The organism is Shewanella sp. BJSY2023SW007, assembly GCF_047314525.1.
GTDB classification, from domain to species: domain Bacteria; phylum Pseudomonadota; class Gammaproteobacteria; order Enterobacterales; family Shewanellaceae; genus Shewanella; species Shewanella chilikensis.
On the sequence record NZ_JBKORL010000004.1, the window covers coordinates 36,479 to 54,565 of the forward strand.

Consider the following 18,087-nt stretch of genomic DNA (forward strand, 5'->3'; position numbering starts at 1 on the left):
ACGAATGACAACGCCGGCTTGATGCCGGCGTTATTGTTTCTGGCTTGCGCTTATCTCGAGCCCTGTATGGTGAGCCAAGATCTCTGTCAGTCTTTATCTACCGGCGTTGTTGGCAGATATTTATTGCCTGAAAACATAGCAGAAATAATACCGGGCTGACGCTTACGCTCGGCGTGGATCACTGCAACTATGTGCAGCAATATCAAGAGAAGCAACAGATATACGCTGTAGACATGTACTTTCCCTGCCAAGCCCTTGGCGCCCTTAATCGCTGCAGCCTTGTCTGGATTAACGCCTGTGTCATCATAGGGTTTGAGGCTGGCAGGCTCAACACCATCGGCGGCGATATATTCCTGAACCATGCCGCCCAGCGGTGGATAGAAGATGTCAGTACCGGCTCGCACCAAACCTGTCACCATAATCAGGGTCAGCAGACCAAACAGAGCGATGACCGCCAGTTTGCCCGCCGGATTATGGCCGAGATATTGTGGGTTTTCGCCTTTCTTGAGTGCTGCACGATAGCCTGCCAATTCCCCTTTTTTGGGGAGTAGTTTACCAAGACGGGCTTTGATAGGGCCGAATAATCCCCACAGTAATCTGAATGCCAGGTTGATGGCAAAGGCATAACCTATCCAGACGTGCAGTGTCTTCAGGCCGATTTTGGCGTCGAGACCACTGATCCCGAAGTCAGATTTGAACATCATTACCCCGCCGATGGTCATCATCAGCAGCACCAAAAGCAGGTTTATCCAATGAAAAAGGCGAGTAGGAAGATCCCAGGCCTTATAGCGAGACAGGCGCACTTCGCCCGCAGTATTTGTTTGCATATTTGATCCCCCAGATCTGTTTTACCCCTTTATGTTAACGTCTGTAGCGGCGCTTGTTCAGTTAACTCTTATTCATTTTGAGTTTTTGGTAGAGATCTGTGCTTCCATTTCAAGCAGTTGTCTATTTTGATACGCATGTTCCGGCTATGTAGGTTTCGAGTTTTTAGCTGAGGGCAGCCTAGGTTCAATGTGATGCATTGGCAGGGGGGGCCAGATCTGCTCTGTTGACCGAGCTGATGGATAGCCGTTGGCCGCAGGAGTTTCTGGTGCGCTTGTCCTGTTTCTCCCCCGAGCGATGGCACGCTGATGCCTTGAGAGCCGATGTCGACATGCTGCTGGATTTGGCTACAGTGGAGTCGGCCTTGGGCTATAAAATCCTTAAACAGGCCGCCAAGAGCCGCAGTTGCAAAGTGGTGTTACTGCATTATCCCAAAAGGGTGGAGTATGAATGCCTGTTGTTGCCGTCTGTGGTCAAGGCGGTTTTCTATCCCGAGGCGAGCTTGGCACAGCTAGGCCGTGGCCTGGATATTGTGCAGAAGGGTGGCTGCGATATTCCTTTTGAGTTGCAATCTCGGCTGGCCAAGGGCGAGCTCAGTGGCGATGTGCTGACTTTCAGGGAGCGGGAGATGCTGCAGGCGCTACTGGCCGGGCTCAGTAATCAACAGATTGCCACTTCCCTGTATGTCAGTGAGAGTACGGTTAAGACCCATCTTTATCGGATGTTTGGCAAACTGAATGTAAACAATCGAGCCCAGGTGACGGCCTGGGCCCAGCGTCACTTGATGGCCGATGTGGCCGAGAGTCAAGGCTCTTAACCCAGCCAGGCCTTGGCTTTGGCTGGATCGGTGAGTTTGAGTGACACAGTATCTATTGCCGCCGGGTTGATAGGCAGTTGGCCTGTCATCAGTTCATCACGGCGGAAGAAGTGCAGCTCCAGACTATCGCCGGGCTCATATTGCTGCAGTTCATTTTCAAACAGAGCGCCGACCTGCAAACCATTGGCGGCAATCAACAGGTCTTGAGGCGCGAGCCCGGCGCTGTGAGCCGCGCTGCCGTTGGTCACACTCACAATCCTTAACCCCAGGGCTTCAGCCTTGTAGCGGGCTCCAAAGCCGATTTTTTGCCCTTCAACATCCCCACCGCCCTGATCCTGAGCGCCTTGGGCACTGCGAAGCTGCATCTCGATTCCGAATTGCGCCAGCAGGGGCGCCAGTGGCAACTCTTGGGTATTATCCAGAAAGGCAAATTCTGCGCTGGCATCCCGGCCAAGCAGCTCCTCATAAAGGCGGCGATGAGAGTCATCTTCAGTGCCTATCCCCTGGCTGCCAAAGGCCTGCCACAGCTTTTGCATCAGGTTATCCAGTGTGTATTTTCCCTGGGTTTCCAGTCTCAGAGTCAAGTCCAGATACAGGGCAAACAAAGCTCCCTTGGTGTAATAGCTGACGATGGCGTTGGCGGCGTTTTCATCCTGTTTGTAGAACTTGGTCCAGGCATTGAAGCTCGAATCTGTCAGGCTCTGCAACTGCCTGCCCGGCATGCGATACACCCGGGTCATGGTCTGGGATAACATCTCCAGATATTGCTCATTGGAAATCCTGTTGGCTCTGAGTGTCATCAGGTCATCATAGTAGGAAGTGATACCTTCATAAGCCCACAGCTGACGTGTGTAGCTCTCAGCCTCCAGCGCATAGGGAATAAAGCTGGCAGGCTTAATGCGTTTGACGTTCCAGCTGTGGAAGTATTCGTGACTGCAGAGCGACAGATAAGTGCGGTAATCCTTGTTGACCGGCATCTCCATACTCAGCGGCAGATCCTTGCGGGAGCAGTGCAGGGCGGTGGAGGCTCTGTGTTCCAGTCCTCCAAAGCCATTGCCCAATACCTGGGTCATAAACAGGTAGCGCTCAAACGGCGCTTCACCGAAGAGGCGGATCTGGCTTTCGCAAATAGCCTTGAGATCGTCAAGCAGCCTGGGCATGTGGCAGCGGTGACGTCCGGTCAGTATCACATCATGGCGCACGCCACAGGCTTCAAAGCTGCCGTGGGTAAAGGTGCCCATCTCCACTGGATGGTCGATAAGCTCATCATAGTTGGCGGCGCTGAAACGGCCGAACTGCCATTCTTCACCTTCGGTTCGACTCAGGGTTGTTGCCAGCTGCCAGTTGGCTTCCTCTTTGGGAGGCTGAATTTCCAGCTCCAGCGGCTCAAGCTCTTTGCCGGCCACCGCCAAAAAGACGCTGCTGCCGTTGAAAAAGCCGTGGGTCTGATCCAGGTGGGCGCTGCGCACCGACATATCCCAGGCATAAACCGAGTAGCGCAGATGCAGCGACTCGGCATTGGAATCTATCTGCCAGCGCTGTTTGTCGAGCTGAGTAATGCTGAGCGGACGCTCCTGCTCATCAAAGGCTTTAAGATCTATGATATTGCGACAAAAATCGCGAACCATGTAGCTGCCCGGGATCCAGGATGGCAACCAAAGTTCTTGTCTTGGGGCTGGTGCCTGAATGGTGATTTTGACCTCGAACAGGTGAGCGTGGGGATCTATGGGGCAAATCTGATAACTGATCATCTGATATCCGTGTGAATCGTTGGCGAGTGCCGGGAGCCAAATTGGGTGCTATCCGGCTGAGCATGGCGACAATGCTGCCAAAAAAGCCAGGCTGCGGCAATTACTTGCCGAGTTTTAAATGGCTTGGGGTTCAAATCGCCGTGGCCGATTACATCTCCGGGCCGAATGGTATTATACTGCCAAGAACACAGAGGTTTGGCCCTTGGGCCGAGCCTGAACCGACACACCGGAGTGGCAAAATGGCCGAAGAAACCATATTCAGCAAAATTATCCGCCGTGAAATTCCCACGGACATACTGTATCAGGACGAACTGGTAACCGCCTTTCGGGACATCAATCCCAAGGCGCCCACCCACGTGCTGATAGTGCCCAATCATCTGATCCCCACGGTCAATGACGCCAAGGCCTCTGACGAGCAGGCCATAGGCCGTATGGTGACTGTGGCCGCCAAGCTGGCCACCGAGGCCGGGATCGCCGAGGACGGTTATCGTTTAATCATCAACTGTAATGAACATGGCGGCCAGGAAGTGTTCCACATCCACATGCATCTGCTTGGCGGTAAAGCCTTGGGGCCTATGGTGAGTTCAGCGTCATGAAAGTCAATCCGGAGTTTTTCCCGCTGACGACTCTGGCTACCCGTTTCGTCAACCAGTTGGCCCAGTGCCGCCGCCTCGGGCTCAAGGTGCATGAGGCCAGTGAGCACCATGTACTGATAGAATTGCCTTACAGCACCGAGCTGGTGGGTTACCCTGAAACCGGGGTTATTCATGGTGGGGTTATCACTACTTTGATGGATACTGCCAGTGGCTGCGCCGTGGTTTGTGCCATCAAGGACAAATATGGTTCGCTGGAGATCTCGCCGACTTTGGATCTGCGGGTGGACTATATGAAGCCCGCCGAGCCCCACAAGCCGGTGTATGGTTTTGCCGAGTGTTATAAGTTGTCATCCAGCGTAGCGTTCACCCGGGCCATTGCCTATCAGGACAGTATAGACGACCCCATCGCCCATGCGGTTGGTTCCTTTATGCGGATAAGCCCTGAAATGATAGGGGACACTTTCCGCAAGGCACTGATGGGTGAGGAGACGAAATGACAGATCCCAAGGCATCCCTGGATGTAAAAAGCATAGTTGCAAAAGTGACAGAAACCAATGATTTCAGTCACTTGCTTGAGCATGTGCCCTACGCCCGCTTTATTGGCATGTTGGTTGAAAGGTTTGGCGATGAACTGGTGTTTCGTCTGCCGGCCAAAGATGACAACATAGGTAACCCGGTTCTGCCGGCCATTCACGGCGGGGTGATAGCCGGGTTTATGGAGATGTCGGCCATCATCCAGCTTATGGTGTTTATGCAAACCAGTAAGGTGCCCAAGGTAGTTGATTTTTCCATCGACTATTTACGTGCCGGTTATCATAAGGACAGCTTCGCCGAGTGCCGAATTACCCGTCAGGGACGGCGAGTGGCCAATGTCAATATCGACTGCTGGCAAACCAACCGCAAGCAGTTGATTGCAACCGCCCGGGCACACTTTTTGATTGATTGAGAATTAAGGGATTGGCAGATGAAAAAAGTCTTGGTAATAGCAGCAACCCTGCTGGCTCTGGCAGGCTGCGCCAACCATACGGCCGGGGTGTATGCCAGCTCGACTGGTGAAAGCCGTATCGACAATAGCAGCTTTGCCCGCTCTGTAAGTGTCGGTGATCTTATGGCCAGAGGCGAGGGCGGCTTGCTCAGAGGCACAGCCACAATCAGCAGCAAAGTCGCTACCGATATGCGCATTCAATACAAATTCACCTGGTATGATGCCAGCGGCTATACCCTGGATGATGAAGGTGTGTCCTGGAAGTCGGTCAAGCTGCATGGTAAACAGCAGTTGCAGGTGAGCGCCGTGGCGCCGAATCCGACCGCCAGCCGTTTTGAGATCTATGTGCGCGAGGCCTTTTCAAACTAAAAGTTGCAACCTCGGCACCACTGCCGCCCGAGTCATTATTCCCGTTGAATGCTCAACGAATGGGAGTATTGGAGTGGGCGGTTTTTTTATGCCCTCAGGTACAATTTGGCAACCTGGCTCACTTTTGTTGGTAACTCGTGTATACTGGCCCGCGCCAAGGGGTGTTTACCGCATTGCGGTTGACTGAGATGTCGTATGACGAACCCTTAGAACCTGATCCGGCTAGTACCGGCGTAGGAATGGGCCACAATTCGTGCACTTTCAACTCGCTTTCTTATTGCCGGATCTCAAACAGTGAATATTTGAGGTCCTATGTCCAAGTTTACCGTACCTACTCTGCTTGCCAGCACCATTCAGATGTTGCTGTGGGCACCCGTTCATGCCGCCGATAATCCCGGCGTTGAAAATCAAGATGAGCAACAAGCCATGGAAGTGATAGTCGTCAGCGGCGACTTTCGTGGTCTGACGCTGGAAAAGATGCCCTCCAGCGTGACTGTTATCGACGAGCAGCGCATTGAAGATCAAGGCGCCGAGCATTTCGAAGACATGTTGGGTAACGTAGCCAACTTCAACTGGTCAGGTGCCAGCTCCCGGCCAAGATACTTCCAGATCCGCGGTGTAGGTGAGCAGGAGCAATACCAGGGAGCGCCCAACTCCTCTGTGGGCTTTATTATCGACGATATCGATCTCTCCGGGCTGGGCAGCGTTTCCAGCCTGTACGACCTGCAGCAGTTTGAAGTGCTGCGCGGCCCCCAGGGCACCCGCTATGGCGCCAATGCCCTGGCCGGTCTTATCTATCTCAAGAGCAATGACCCCACAGACGTGTTCGAGCACGGCGCCGAAGTCTCGCTCGGTAATGATAATCTGCAAACCTTTAGCGGCTTCAGCTCCGGCCCAGTGACTGATTCCGGCAAGCTGCTCTATCGTGTGGCGCTGCAGCAACACAAGCAGAACGGTTATCGCGACAACCTGTATCTGGGCCGTGACGATACCAATGAGCGTGATGAATTCAGCGGCCGTATCAAGCTGCGCTGGTACGCCACCGACAAATTGCAGGCGGATTTCACTCTACTGCATGCCGATTTTGACAATGGTTATGATGCCTGGACTTTGGACAATAACGGCTTCGATACCATTACCGATGCGCCGGGCGTCGACAAGCAGCGCACCACGGGATCCAGTCTCAAGCTGAGCTATACCGGCTTTGAGGCTTTTGAGCTGGTGTCCCTGTCAAGCTATGCCGCAACAGATCATCACCACGGTTACGACGGTGACTGGGCCAACCCGGATTACTGGGCCGGGAAAGAGTGCGGCGGCGCACCCTGTGAGTACGATTACACCTGGGATAAACGCGGCGAGCGCCGTACTCTGTCACAGGAGTTCAGATTCAGCTCTAACGAGGCCGGGCGGATTTTCGGCGGCAGCACAGACTGGCTGGCCGGGCTCTATTTTATGGATCTCGATGAGGACAATGATCTCTACTCTGAATACAACAGCTGGCCGGATGAAGTGCTGACTTCCCGCTACAGCGCCAGTAACTATGCGGTGTTTGCCCAGTTGGACTCAGATCTGGGGGCGGGCTACAGCCTGTCTATCGGTGCTCGTATTGAGCGACGTGAGAGTGACTACAGCGACAGCAATGGTGATGCCTTTAGCCCATCGGAAAACATGTGGGGTGGCCATATCGCCCTGTCCAAGGCGCTGGCTGAACACCATGAAGCCTATGTTCGGATAGCCAGGGGCTACAAGGCTGGTGGTTTCAATATGACGCTGCCCCAGGAGCTGGCCGACAAGAAAGAGTTCGATACCGAAATCCTCTACAACTATGAACTGGGGCTGAAATCCAGCTGGGCCGATGGCTTGTTGGATACTCGTCTGGCACTGTTCTTTATGGACAGGGAAGATCAGCAGGTAGCGGCCTCGCTGCAGGATCCTGTCGATCCCCAGCGCTTTATTCTGTTCACCGAAAACGCCGGCAGCTCCAATAACTATGGCGCCGAGCTGGAAGCCAACTGGTATCCCACAGATTCACTGCAGTTCTACACCAGCCTTGGGTATCTGCAGACAGAATACGGTGATTACCTGTATCAGGATAAATATGGCAACCCTGTGGATCTCAGTGGCCGGGAACTGGCCCACTCGCCGAGATGGACCTATAGTCTCGGCATGACCTGGCGCAATGACATGGGCTGGTTTGCCAACCTCAACAGCAGTGGCAAGAGTGCGTTCTACTACTCAGACAGCAATGATTCCCGATCTGAAGACTATCAGGTGGTCAACGCCAAGCTGGGATATGAGACCGAAAAGTGGTCGGTTTACCTCTGGGGCCGCAACCTGTTCGATGAAAAATACGGCGTGCGCGGTTTCTACTTCGGCAATGAGCCGGATCAGGACTGGGCCGAGAAGCAATATATCCGCTACGGGGACCCACGCCAGATTGGTGTGACCTTCAACGTCAAATTTATCTGATGGCATAAGCCGTTGTCGGCCGGGGCGTGTAGCAGTGCCCCGGTTCATTACAGGAGATGTAAAATGAAGTTAACTGCCGAAATCAGCATGTATCCGCTCCACGATGAGTATCTGGAGCCTATTCAATGGTTTATCAAGCGCCTGGACACTTATGCCAACATAGAGAGAACCACCAATGCCATGGCGACACAGGTGTGCGGTGATTATGCCGAGGTGATGGCCATGCTGGCCGCCGAGATGCAGGCGGCACACGAGAAATTTGGCAAGGCGGTGTTTGTCTGTAAATTTATCGGCGGTGAGCTGAACTTGGGCCACAGGGAATAACCCATGAGTGAATTCTGGCACTGGCTCGCAGAGGCCGGCTCTCAGGCCCAGGGAATGGGCGCTTGGGAAGCGGTAGCCGTGGTATTGGCCTTGGCCTATCTGCTGCTGGCCATGAAAGCCAATATCTGGTGTTGGGCGGCAGCCTTTGCCAGCACTGCCATCTACACTGTGCTGTTCTGGAAAGTCGCGCTGCTGATGGAGTCAGTGCTCAACGTCTATTACATGGCGATGGCGCTGTACGGATACTGGCTCTGGCGCCGGGGTGGGGAAAACCATCAAGGAGTGGCTGTGACCTCCTGGCCCTGGCAGCGGCACCTGGTGCTGATTTTGTTGACTGGGTTGGTGTCTCTGTTTGTCGGTCATATGATGGCGACTTTCACTCAGGCAGCCTTTCCCTACCTGGATGCGGCAACCAGCTGTTTTGCTGTGATGACGACTTTTCTGGTGGCGCGCAAAGTGCTGGAAAACTGGCTCTATTGGGTGGTTATCGATCTGGTGTCCATCTATCTCTATTTAAGCAAGGGCTTGATGTTGACCTCACTCTTGTTTGTGCTCTACGTGGGGATGGCGGTAGCCGGATACTTTATCTGGCGCGCCAGAGCTAAGGAGTCCCGCGGTCGCGACTCCTCACAGCTTGAAAGCGGCGCGGCATGAAAGGCAAACCGCTGACAGCACTTGAAGCCAGTCTGGGTGAAGGTTTGAGCTGTGAGCTCAATGCCGCTCTTGAACGGCTACAGTTGTGGCCGCTTGAAGGGGCCAAGCCGCTCACTCTTGGGCTAAGCAACCAAAACTGGCTCTTGCAGGCCGGTAGCGAGTCAATGGTGCTGAGAGTCAACTCCCCGGGCTCAGACCGTATCTGCGACAGAAACAACGAACTGGCATGTTGGCGGGTTGCCGAGAAGGCGAACCTGGCACCAGGGCTGATTTGGGTCAGCGCTGACAAGGGGTTATATCTGAGCCGCTTTATTGAACAAGCGCCGCAAGCCAACTGGCAGCAGTTACTCGCATCCAAAGGCGCGGCCGAGATCGCAAGCGCGGCTCAAAAAGCCTATGCAAACTCAAAGAACCTCTCTGGCCTGCCTGAGCACAAACATGAGCCTAGACATGATTCTAAACATGAGCCTAGACACGAGTCTAAACATGAAGGTGGCTCAGGCGCTGTATTGGGAGCCAAGCAAGGCAAATCACCTCAGGCCTTACTGCTGGAGTTGCTGCTGGGGCTGAGGGGCTTGCCGGCCCCCAAGCTCGAAATCAGTGTTGCCGAGCAGTGGCGCATCTATCTGGAGCGGCTCGATGATATGGCTCTGAGCCGGGGGCAGCCTTCAAGCTGGCAACAGCGGCTCATGCAACTTCACTCGGCCCAAGGGTTATTCGAGCAGTGCAGCACTCGGCTGGAGGCCTGTCTGCTGAGGCCTCAGTATTGTCACAGGGATCTCAATCCTCATAACCTGTTGCTGGCCGAGGATGGACTCAAGTGCGTCGATTTTGAATATGCCTGCGCTTCCCACCCGCTGTTTGAGTTGGCCGGGGTGCTGTCATCCCATCAACTGAGCGCCGAGGGGCAACAGTGGCTCATCTATCACTATCTTGAGCAGCATCCGCATTTAACCGGCGATGCTCACCTGGCCGTGGCTGCAGCCGTCGATGTCTACTGGCTGTTTGCCTGCTGCTGGGCCTTGCAGATGGCCTGGGACAATCAGCAGCAGTCTTATCTCGACTGGTTTGATGACTTCTGGCATCTTGTAAAGCATCAATGAGTCAGGCAGGGAAGCTGTCGCCTGGCCTTAGCCAACTTAAAGTATTTAATGGATGAAACGCATTGTTATTGCCCTGGCGCTGCTTATTGCGCTCAGTGCCTGCTCCACCAAGGTCAGCTATTATTTCCTCGATTGGGCCATAGAGTGGCAGCTGGAAGATTATGTCACTCTCGACCGGCAACAGGAGCAGGCGTTTGACGCCATTCTCGACCCTTTTCTCGCCTGGCATCGCAGCCAGGAGTTACCCAGATACAGTGCCCAGTTAAAAACGCTGCAAACCGAGCTTGCCGATGGCACTTTAACGCCACAGAGTTGGCGCCATCATGTGGATATGGCAAGAGATCACTGGTTTCGGCTGTTTGCCCAGGTGTTTGACGATCTTTTGCCCCTTATCGCTTCTTTGAGTGACAAGCAGGTCGCCCAGGTGATAGCCAAACTGGAGGCCGATGAGCAGGAGCTGGTGGATGAATACAAGGACAAAAACCAGGAACAACTGATTGAAGATGCGGATGAACGGCTGGAGGAGCTGTTTGCCGATTGGCTGGGGCGTTTGAGTGAGCAGCAAAAGGCCCTGATCCATGAACACAATAGCCGCCGACTGGCGACCCTGGATATGTGGCTCGAGTATCGTCACGAGTGGCTCCGGCAGTTCAAACAAGCCTTGCTGCAACGCAGTGATTCTGACTTGTTGGCGCAGCGCTTGCGGCTGCTGATGACATCGCCCGATGAGCTCAAGTCAGATGTGCACAAGCAGAAATTGGCGCAGAACACGGAAAACTTCGGCATGCTGTTGTTGCAACTGCACCAGAGCCTGAGTGAGCGCCAGCAAAAACACTTCAAGCGTAAGCTGGGCAACTTGATTGACGATCTGGATGAACTGAGTCAGGCATAGCCCTGAGCTTATGGGGTCGTAAAGCGGGTCTTTGGTCTGTAGAAGGGGCATTGGGCCATTTGCCCGGAAAAACATGCCTTGCATCCAGGCCCTTAAGCGGACGCAGAGCAGGCATGGGGCTTGTTGGCACCTTTCTAAAGTAAAGACTGAAATAAAATCGCTTATTGCCGGGTCAACTGCAGCATGACAGGAATACTCCCCCGAATAAGGAGGTTTTCATGCAAGCCATCATTCAAACCTATGCGGCATTTTTCAAATCACTGCGACACTTCGATGGCCTGGCACCGTTGGCATTGCGGCTCTATCTGGCGCCGGTGCTGGTGCAGGCCGGTTACAATAAACTCAGCCACTTCAGCGACACAGCGGCTTGGTTCGGTAATCCGGATTGGGGGCTGGGCTTGCCCATGCCTGAAGTGATGGTGGCGCTGGCGGCCGGGACCGAATTTTTTGGTGGCTTGTTGCTTCTGCTCGGGTTGGCCACACGGCTGGTGGCTATCCCCATGAGTATTACCATGTTGGTGGCGGCCTTCAGTGTGCACTGGTCCAATGGCTGGCTGGCGATTGCCGATCCCTCATCCTGGCTCGCAAACGACAGGGTGATGGCTTCGGTTGAGAAGCTTGAGCGGGCCAAGGGGATACTGCAGGAGCACGGCAATTACGACTGGCTTACCAGTTCGGGTAACCTGGTGATCCTCAACAACGGCATTGAGTTTGCGATCACCTATTTCATTATGCTGTTGGTATTGCTGTTTATGGGCGGCGGTCGTTACACCAGTGTGGACTATTTTATTGGCCGTAAATGGCTGCCCAAAACCGTTAATCTCGGCTGATTGTTGCTTAAAACAACTCGTCCCGGCTTATTGCCTCTGGCGATCCGGGGCGGATTTGGTATCCTGTGAAGTCATTGATATCTCAGCTGAGGATCGCGCATTGGACGCACTTACTCTTCTTCTTACCCGACAATCATGTCCACGACTGCAGGCTCCGGCGCCGAATGAAGCGCAACTGAAAATTATCCTGGATGCCGCGGCCAGAGTACCGGATCACGGTGGCCTGGCGCCCTGGGAGTTTATTATTGCTACCGGTGAAGGGCTCAATCGCCTGGCAGATATTTTTGTTGCAGCCGCCACAGCAGATGGTGCCGACGAGGGCTTTATCAACAAGGCTGCCGGTTTGCCGCTCAGAGCGCCTATGGTAATCACTGTGGTTGCCAAGACCAAAGATCATCCCAAGGTGCCTGAGCTGGAGCAGCAATTGGCAGCCGGCTGCGCCGTGATGGCGATGCAGCAGGCCGCATTTGCCCTGGGGCTTGGCGGAATATGGCGCACTGGCGCCTTTGCCTTTGACTCTACGGTCAACACGGCACTGGGGCTCGATGGTAACGATCAGATAGTGGGCTTTCTCTATCTGGGCACCCCTGTGGTTGAAGCGCCGCTCAAAGCCACCAAAGAGGGCAGCGCCTTTGCCCGCTATCTCTGATAGCTGCCGGACACTCAATGGCGGAAAGCTTGCCATGGGCTAAGCTCATGGCATCAAGCTATTGTACTCAGTTGCCTACCGCAACCCCCACCTCCAGGCGCTCGAACCAGTCGAGAAACTCAGGTATCTGTTCGCCCCTGAATATCCGCCCGTGCTGCGGACATAAATAGTCCAGCTCCAGCTCTCTTATTCTGGCTATCCAGTCCTGCTTGGCGCGGTTGGAGGGCATCCATCTTTGATGGAAAAAGCGCATCTTCTCGGTGTGACGGCCAAAGTCATCGACAAACAGCCCGGCATCCGCGTCTTCCAGTGCCGCACCTATATCGCCCGACATCAGCACTTTGCCGATAGGGTCGTAGACATGAAAATTGCCAGAAGCGTGCAGATAATGCGCCGGGATAAACTGCACCTCTACGCCATCGAGCGTCAGCTTGTCGCCTTGATCTTTAATGGCCTGGTATTGAATATGCTCCATTCCGAAATGGCGGATGAAACCTTCCCAAATCCAGGGCGCGTGCAGCTGGGCCCGCTCCAGAGTCTGATCCCACAACCCCAGGGAGGAGATGATATCGGGATCCTGATGGGAGGCGAATAGATGGGTGAGCTGCTCTATGGGGATGTGACAAACCACATTGGCCAGCATGGGGGCAAATAGCTCTATGCCCCCCGGGTCCATCAGCAGAGCCTGCTCGGCAGTGACCAACATATATTGATTGGTGTCTATGATGCCGTCGGGTTTGTCCGGATCCCGGCCAAAATAGATCCATTTGTGGCTATGGGTTTCCAACAAGAGTTGGCTCTTCATCCCTGTACTCCCTTATTGTTCAAGTAATTGAATCGCCTTATCTACCTGAGTGCGGATCGCCCCGGCAGCAGCATCGACCCGGTTGGCAACATGGTTGAAAGTGGCCTGGTCGGCGGGCTTTATCCGGCAGGCTTCGATGCGGCACAGCGAGGCCAGCACTTTAGCGGTTTTCAGCTGCTGGCAGAGCTCTTCCAGTTGCAATTCAATATCCAGGCTCAGGCGTTTGCACTGCTGCTCAAGGGCCGTAAAGTGTTGGCTGTTCTTCTCCAGCGCCGGCGTGATACTGTCGCCATAACGGGCTTTGCGGGCTTTCTCCCTGGCGCAGGCAAATTGCAGCATCGCCTTGCGGACTCGGGTCTGCTCGCTGGTCAGGCGGCTGATGGTCTGTGCCAGATGATTGATTCTTGCGGCTGAGTGGGTGGTGAAATGCGCCAGTTCGTCGATAGAGTGGGTCAGCGCCTTAAAGCCCAGCGCCATGCTGCCGGCACGAATCGATGCCGCCTGGGCATTGCTGGCGATGATATTAATCTCTTTGCAGTGGCCCTGAGTCTTTTCCAGTTCGGCGGCAATGATGGCGGCACGAACATAGAACTGACGCGTTGGTTGACGTTCTGATCCCATAATTCACTGTTTTACAGTCATAATCCTGTTTGAGAGTATAGAAGATAATTAACTTGCCAACAGGCGCGAGCTGATTTTTCCCATCAATGGAGTCAAGCTACAACTCAAGCGCTTGAATTTGCACTCTGTTTAGCTTGAATAGCCTCTTTGAGAATAGATGTTTAGTGTTGTAACTATATGAATTGAAAGTTTTATTTTGATTGTCAGCCCAAATCGAATGCTCTAGTATCCGCTGCTATCAGAATCGGCCCCTGCTTTATTCAAGTGGGGGCTTTTTAGGTTGTGGCTTTGTCAATAAATAGGCAACAACAGCCGCTGCATTTCAGAGAGGATACCCATTTGGTTTCGCTGTTAAACGATGAACTATTGGACAGGATTGCCGATGCACTTACGGACAAGGGATACATAGTGCTTGAGGATGTGCTGCCGGAGACATTGAGTAACGCATTGCTGGATAAGGTTAACCACTCGCCGGTAGAGAGCTTTCGCTGGGCTGAAATCGGCCGTGGTAATGAGCGCGTGCGCGAACAGGAGATACGTTCAGACAGGATCCGCTGGTTGAATGAACAACAACAGCCGGATGCCGACTATTTGGAATACATGGCCTGCTTGCGTCATGGGCTTAACCGGCGCCTGTTTATGGGGCTATTCGATTATGAAAGCCATTACGCCTTTTACCGCCCTGGTACTTTTTACCGTAAACACCTGGACGCGCTGCGGGGTAGTCGCAACCGGATCTTGACCACGGTCTTCTTCCTGAATCCCGACTGGCAACAGGGTGATGGTGGCGAGCTGATGCTCTATGAAGAAAACGATGTTCTGCTTGAGCAGATCCCGCCGAGAATGGGCACTCTGGTGATCTTCCTGAGCGAGCGTTTCCCCCATGAAGTACTGCCAACCCATAAAGATCGTGCCAGCATAGCCGGTTGGTTCCGGGTTGCCGGTAGTTATGAACTGCCATAAATAACACTACTGGCATGTTGCCTCTGGGCGGTATTTTTGAGCACAAGCTTAGTTCAGGGGCAGCAGGCTTATGCAGTAGCTTCAGCTAACACTCGGTGAGCGCAGAATCTCTTCATCTACCCAATGGAGCAGTTTCTTGATGGCTTTGGATAGCACCTGGTTCTGGCGCACTATGTAACCCAGGCTGGCGGAAGGGAAGCTGGGTAGTGGCGTCATGCAGGACTGCAGGTTGAGTTTGGGATGCAGGGCGAAGTCCGGCACTATAGCGATACCGAAACCGGCTTCGGCCCAATCTATTTGGGCATCCACGCTGCCCACTTCCATGATGCGGTATTCCGACAGTTTGAGCTCAGGTAGTGCCGGGTCAATCAGATCCCGGGTGCGGGTGTCGTGTCCCAGTAGTATTAAGGTCGGTGCTTCCTGCGGGCTGGAGACTTTTCCTCTTTGCCAGGCCTTGAGATCATTGCCCAAGGCGTACCATTTCACTTGTTTTAGCTCGGTAAAATGCAGCGGTTGACTCTCTTTTTGTGCCATCACAAAGCCAAGATCGGCCTTGGCGCTTTTTACCAGGTCTGCCGCTTGCGAGGAGGTGGTGTTCAGCAGTGTCAGGTCAATGCCGGGGAATTCGGTTTTGAACGACTGAAAAGGGCCTATCAGCAGCCATCTGGAAATGATATCGCTGGCGGCTATGGTCATGGTGCCCTGGCACAGATCATTGATGGCGTTGAGATCGGCCTGGCAGCTTTGCAGCTCCATCAGGGTGTTGTGTGCACTCCTTAACAAGCGCTCACCGGCTTGGGTCAGCCGAAATGGATTACGCTCAATCAGCTTTACCCGGGTGGTTTGCTCCAACTGCTTGATATGCAAGCTGACATTGGGTTGAGTCATATGCAGCTCATTGGCTGCCTTGCCGAAGTGTTCCAGGCGGGCCAGGGTGACAAAGGTTTTAAGCCAGTGGAGTTCGAGCATAACAGCCTCTTTGCCGAGTTTTTTAAGCGGTACTTTTTAAGCGTTAGGGCAGGCGCTTTATGCTTGGCGGCTTGGCCTTGGTCTTAGTCATGGCCTTGGTCACGACAATTGCCCGCTATCTTCGATTCCGATGCAAAATATCCCGATATGGATTTCTTATCAAGCCAATAATGATTATTAATTTTTCTTATTTGCGCCGTGGTCATAGGATAGACAGGTTTTTGTTTAGGAGAACTGGAAATGTCGTCTATCGTTGTAGTTGGTGCAAACTGGGGTGATGAAGGTAAAGGCCGTATCGTGGACTATCTGGCAGATAGCGCGGCGGCGAGCATACGTTTTCAGGGCGGCAACAATGCCGGCCACACAGTTGTGAATGACTTTGGGACATTCAAACTGCATCAACTGCCTAGCGGCGTATTCAATCCAAGTTGCTTGGCAGTATTGGGCCCCGGCATGGTGATAAGCCCGGCGCCACTTTCCGAAGAGATTGCCGAGGTGAAAGCCGCCGGCGTCAATGTCAATCTGTGCATTTCCGATCGGGCGACTCTGTGCCTGCCAATCCACGCCATTGAAGATACTCTGGAAGAGGAGCGTCTTGGTGACGGCGCTTACGGTTCTACCCGCCAGGGCATTGCCCCGGCTTACGGTGACCGGGTAATGAAAAAAGGCATTCTGGTGGGTTGGTTGAAGCAGCCTGAAGTACTGCGTGAACGTATCCAGTTTATGCTGGACTGGAAACTGCCGCAGCTCAAGGCGCTGTATCCCTCCTTTGAATTTTCGCAAACCGCAGAAGAGATGACTGCCTGGTTGTTGGAAGTGTCCGCTCCTTGGCGTGATGCCATCTGCAACGTGAGCGAGCCACTGAAAGCGCTGCAGGCAAAAGATGAAAACCTGCTGTTTGAAGCCCAGTTGGGCGCGGGTCGTGACCTGGTTTACGGTGAATACCCTTGGACCACATCTTCCAATGTGACCGCCGCTTATGCTGGTCTTGGCAGTGGTTTACCGGCACTACGCCCCGAGCGAGTGATTGCCGTAGCCAAGTCCTTCAGCTCATCAGTGGGAACCGGCACCTTGATAACCGCCATGGAAGAGCAGGATAACTTCCGCGAAGCCGCCAATGAGTATGGCGCGGTAACCGGGCGCCCTCGTGATATGGGCTATTTTGATGCCGTGGCCACCCGTAATGGTGTCGAGCTGCAGGCGGCCACAGAAGTGGCGCTCACTAAACTGGATTGTTTGAGTGGGATGCAGGATCTGAAAATCTGCATCGATTATCAGGGCGAACACAGCGAAAACCCGATTTGGCCACAAACTTCTGCCTTGGCGCCGGTTTACGAGCAGATGGAAGGTTGGAGTGAAGACATCACGGCTTGCCGCACCTTTGAGAGCCTGCCACTGGCAGCACAAAAGTACGTACAGCGGGTTGAAGAGTTGATGGGCGTGCCGGTGAAAATGATCTCTGTCGGCCCGGAGCGGGCGCAGATGATCCTGCGTTAACAAGGTTGCCCGTTTATGCCCAAGTCTCTCCGTGTGTGACATAGTCAAGGGAGGCTTGGGCATCACTATGCTAATTTCGCGCTTCATTTGGGTCATGCGCTTTCTCCGCTGTTAGCTATTTCCCCCTTCGCATTTCAATTTATTGCTGTCCCCTTTGAACTGACCTGCTGTTATCACTGGCTTTGTTTTTTTACAATCGTTTTGAAAGAAACTGTTTGTTAACATTTCTCTGGTTTAATGATTTATTCATGTTAGTCTGGTATTTAAACAAGCGTTAAATCATCATCTTGCATTATTAGGGAGGCAAATCATGGGACTGGAAGCATGCTTGACCGGAGAACATGTGATCCTCGAACCTTTGAGTCAGGATCATCTGCCGGCGCTGTCGTTGGCAGTCGCCGATGGTGAGTTGTGGCGCTTGTGGTACACCAGCGTGCCGCATCCGGATGAGATGAAAGAGTATATCCAGCAGGCTTTGGAAAGTGAGCAGCGCGGTGAGGCCTTGGCCTTTGCAGTACGTAGCCGCGATAGCGGTGCAATTGTCGGTTGTACCCGCATTTGCAACTGGGATCAGGCCAACCGCCGGCTGGAGATTGGATATACCTGGTATGCCAAGAGTGTGCAGCGCAGCGCCATCAATACCGAAACCAAACTGCTGCTGCTGGAGTACGCCTTCGAGACCCTGGATGTGATGGCGGTGGAGTTCAGAACCCATTTTCACAACCAGGCTTCACGGGAAGCCATCACCCGTCTGGGAGCCAAGCAAGATGGTATCTTGCGAAATCACAGGCTGCTCAAGGACGGCAGTGTCAGGGATACAGTGGTTTACTCCATCATTGACAGCGAATGGCCTGAAGTGAAACAAGGCCTCAAGGACAGGCTGGCATTTTACAGTGATCAGTACCATGCCGAACTCGCACAGTGAGTGAGCACCATTTAGGACATTATTGAATCGAAGGGAAATCATT

At 53.6% G+C, this 18,087-nt stretch carries 20 protein-coding genes and 1 riboswitch; of the genes, 15 read left to right on the forward strand and 5 right to left on the reverse strand.

The window, feature by feature from the left end:
• Positions 1-86: 86 nt before the first annotated feature.
• Entirely contained in the window at positions 87-827 is a 741-nt protein-coding gene (locus ACMHXE_RS01070; protein WP_101052954.1) for a cytochrome b/b6 domain-containing protein, read from the reverse strand.
• A gap of 224 nt (positions 828-1,051) precedes the next feature.
• Between ACMHXE_RS01070 and ACMHXE_RS01075 the strand changes: the two genes are divergently transcribed.
• Positions 1,052-1,642, forward strand: coding sequence for a response regulator transcription factor (locus ACMHXE_RS01075; RefSeq protein WP_413731140.1), 591 nt, complete (start codon positions 1,052-1,054; stop codon positions 1,640-1,642).
• Here the strand turns inward: ACMHXE_RS01075 and ACMHXE_RS01080 are convergent.
• Complete coding sequence (locus ACMHXE_RS01080) at positions 1,639-3,393, reverse strand: M61 family metallopeptidase (RefSeq protein WP_146509263.1); 1,755 nt, start codon at positions 3,391-3,393, stop codon at positions 1,639-1,641. The genes ACMHXE_RS01075 and ACMHXE_RS01080 overlap by 4 nt on opposite strands.
• Positions 3,394-3,632: 239 nt before the next feature.
• On the opposite strand from ACMHXE_RS01080, the gene hinT reads away from it, so the two are divergent.
• The 11 genes from hinT (at position 3,633) to ACMHXE_RS01135 (ending at position 12,264) form a co-directional block, all read left to right on the forward strand.
• Complete coding sequence (hinT, locus tag ACMHXE_RS01085; protein WP_101052958.1) at positions 3,633-3,989, forward strand: purine nucleoside phosphoramidase; 357 nt, start codon at positions 3,633-3,635, stop codon at positions 3,987-3,989.
• Positions 3,986-4,486 (forward strand): PaaI family thioesterase, encoded by a 501-nt coding sequence (locus ACMHXE_RS01090; protein WP_028780462.1) that lies wholly within the window; start codon positions 3,986-3,988, stop codon positions 4,484-4,486. Before hinT ends, ACMHXE_RS01090 begins: the two co-directional genes overlap by 4 nt.
• On the forward strand, positions 4,483-4,935 hold the full coding sequence (locus tag ACMHXE_RS01095) for a PaaI family thioesterase (RefSeq protein ID WP_039032743.1): 453 nt from the start codon (positions 4,483-4,485) through the stop codon (positions 4,933-4,935). The genes ACMHXE_RS01090 and ACMHXE_RS01095 overlap by 4 nt, the downstream gene beginning before the upstream one ends.
• Before the next feature lie 18 nt (positions 4,936-4,953).
• Positions 4,954-5,343 carry a YcfL family protein gene (locus ACMHXE_RS01100; RefSeq protein ID WP_093983145.1) on the forward strand — a complete coding sequence of 130 codons (390 nt, stop codon included), beginning with the start codon at positions 4,954-4,956 and terminating at the stop codon, positions 5,341-5,343.
• Between the two features lie 147 nt (positions 5,344-5,490).
• Positions 5,491-5,600: riboswitch (TPP riboswitch) on the forward strand.
• A gap of 55 nt (positions 5,601-5,655) precedes the next feature.
• Positions 5,656-7,812 (forward strand): TonB-dependent receptor, encoded by a 2,157-nt coding sequence (locus ACMHXE_RS01105; RefSeq protein ID WP_286995431.1) that lies wholly within the window; start codon positions 5,656-5,658, stop codon positions 7,810-7,812.
• 63 nt (positions 7,813-7,875) lie between these two features.
• Positions 7,876-8,136 (forward strand): YkoF family thiamine/hydroxymethylpyrimidine-binding protein, encoded by a 261-nt coding sequence (locus ACMHXE_RS01110; protein WP_208135903.1) that lies wholly within the window; start codon positions 7,876-7,878, stop codon positions 8,134-8,136.
• A 3-nt stretch (positions 8,137-8,139) separates the two neighbouring features.
• A complete protein-coding gene (gene pnuC, locus ACMHXE_RS01115; RefSeq protein ID WP_208169831.1) occupies positions 8,140-8,790 on the forward strand; it encodes a nicotinamide riboside transporter PnuC in 651 nt (216 codons plus the stop codon).
• Positions 8,787-9,893 carry a phosphotransferase gene (locus ACMHXE_RS01120; RefSeq protein ID WP_234555472.1) on the forward strand — a complete coding sequence of 369 codons (1,107 nt, stop codon included), beginning with the start codon at positions 8,787-8,789 and terminating at the stop codon, positions 9,891-9,893. Before pnuC ends, ACMHXE_RS01120 begins: the two co-directional genes overlap by 4 nt.
• Positions 9,894-9,945: 52 nt before the next feature.
• A complete protein-coding gene (locus tag ACMHXE_RS01125) occupies positions 9,946-10,785 on the forward strand; it encodes a DUF6279 family lipoprotein (protein ID WP_208161150.1) in 840 nt (279 codons plus the stop codon).
• 218 nt (positions 10,786-11,003) lie between these two features.
• Entirely contained in the window at positions 11,004-11,615 is a 612-nt protein-coding gene (locus tag ACMHXE_RS01130; RefSeq protein WP_413731145.1) for a DoxX family protein, read from the forward strand.
• Between the two features lie 100 nt (positions 11,616-11,715).
• A complete protein-coding gene (locus ACMHXE_RS01135) occupies positions 11,716-12,264 on the forward strand; it encodes an NAD(P)H nitroreductase (protein WP_412502521.1) in 549 nt (182 codons plus the stop codon).
• Between the two features lie 67 nt (positions 12,265-12,331).
• Here ACMHXE_RS01135 and ACMHXE_RS01140 read toward each other — a convergent pair whose 3' ends face one another.
• Together ACMHXE_RS01140 and ACMHXE_RS01145 are read right to left on the reverse strand one after the other, a co-directional pair.
• Complete coding sequence (locus ACMHXE_RS01140) at positions 12,332-13,069, reverse strand: MBL fold metallo-hydrolase (RefSeq protein ID WP_101052970.1); 738 nt, start codon at positions 13,067-13,069, stop codon at positions 12,332-12,334.
• 12 nt (positions 13,070-13,081) lie between these two features.
• Positions 13,082-13,690, reverse strand: coding sequence for a chemotaxis protein (locus ACMHXE_RS01145; RefSeq protein WP_413731147.1), 609 nt, complete (start codon positions 13,688-13,690; stop codon positions 13,082-13,084).
• Positions 13,691-14,029: 339 nt separating this feature from the next.
• Between ACMHXE_RS01145 and ACMHXE_RS01150 the strand changes: the two genes are divergently transcribed.
• A complete protein-coding gene (locus ACMHXE_RS01150) occupies positions 14,030-14,653 on the forward strand; it encodes a 2OG-Fe(II) oxygenase (RefSeq protein WP_101052974.1) in 624 nt (207 codons plus the stop codon).
• Between the two features lie 81 nt (positions 14,654-14,734).
• Here the strand turns inward: ACMHXE_RS01150 and ACMHXE_RS01155 are convergent, their stop codons facing one another.
• A complete protein-coding gene (locus ACMHXE_RS01155) occupies positions 14,735-15,622 on the reverse strand; it encodes a LysR family transcriptional regulator (protein WP_413731149.1) in 888 nt (295 codons plus the stop codon).
• 240 nt (positions 15,623-15,862) lie between these two features.
• Between ACMHXE_RS01155 and ACMHXE_RS01160 the strand changes: the two genes are divergently transcribed.
• Together ACMHXE_RS01160 and ACMHXE_RS01165 are read left to right on the forward strand one after the other, a co-directional pair.
• Positions 15,863-17,119 carry an adenylosuccinate synthetase gene (locus ACMHXE_RS01160; RefSeq protein WP_101052978.1) on the forward strand — a complete coding sequence of 419 codons (1,257 nt, stop codon included), beginning with the start codon at positions 15,863-15,865 and terminating at the stop codon, positions 17,117-17,119.
• Between the two features lie 310 nt (positions 17,120-17,429).
• Positions 17,430-18,044 (forward strand): GNAT family N-acetyltransferase, encoded by a 615-nt coding sequence (locus tag ACMHXE_RS01165; protein WP_101052981.1) that lies wholly within the window; start codon positions 17,430-17,432, stop codon positions 18,042-18,044.
• The last annotated feature ends 43 nt before the right edge of the window (positions 18,045-18,087 follow it).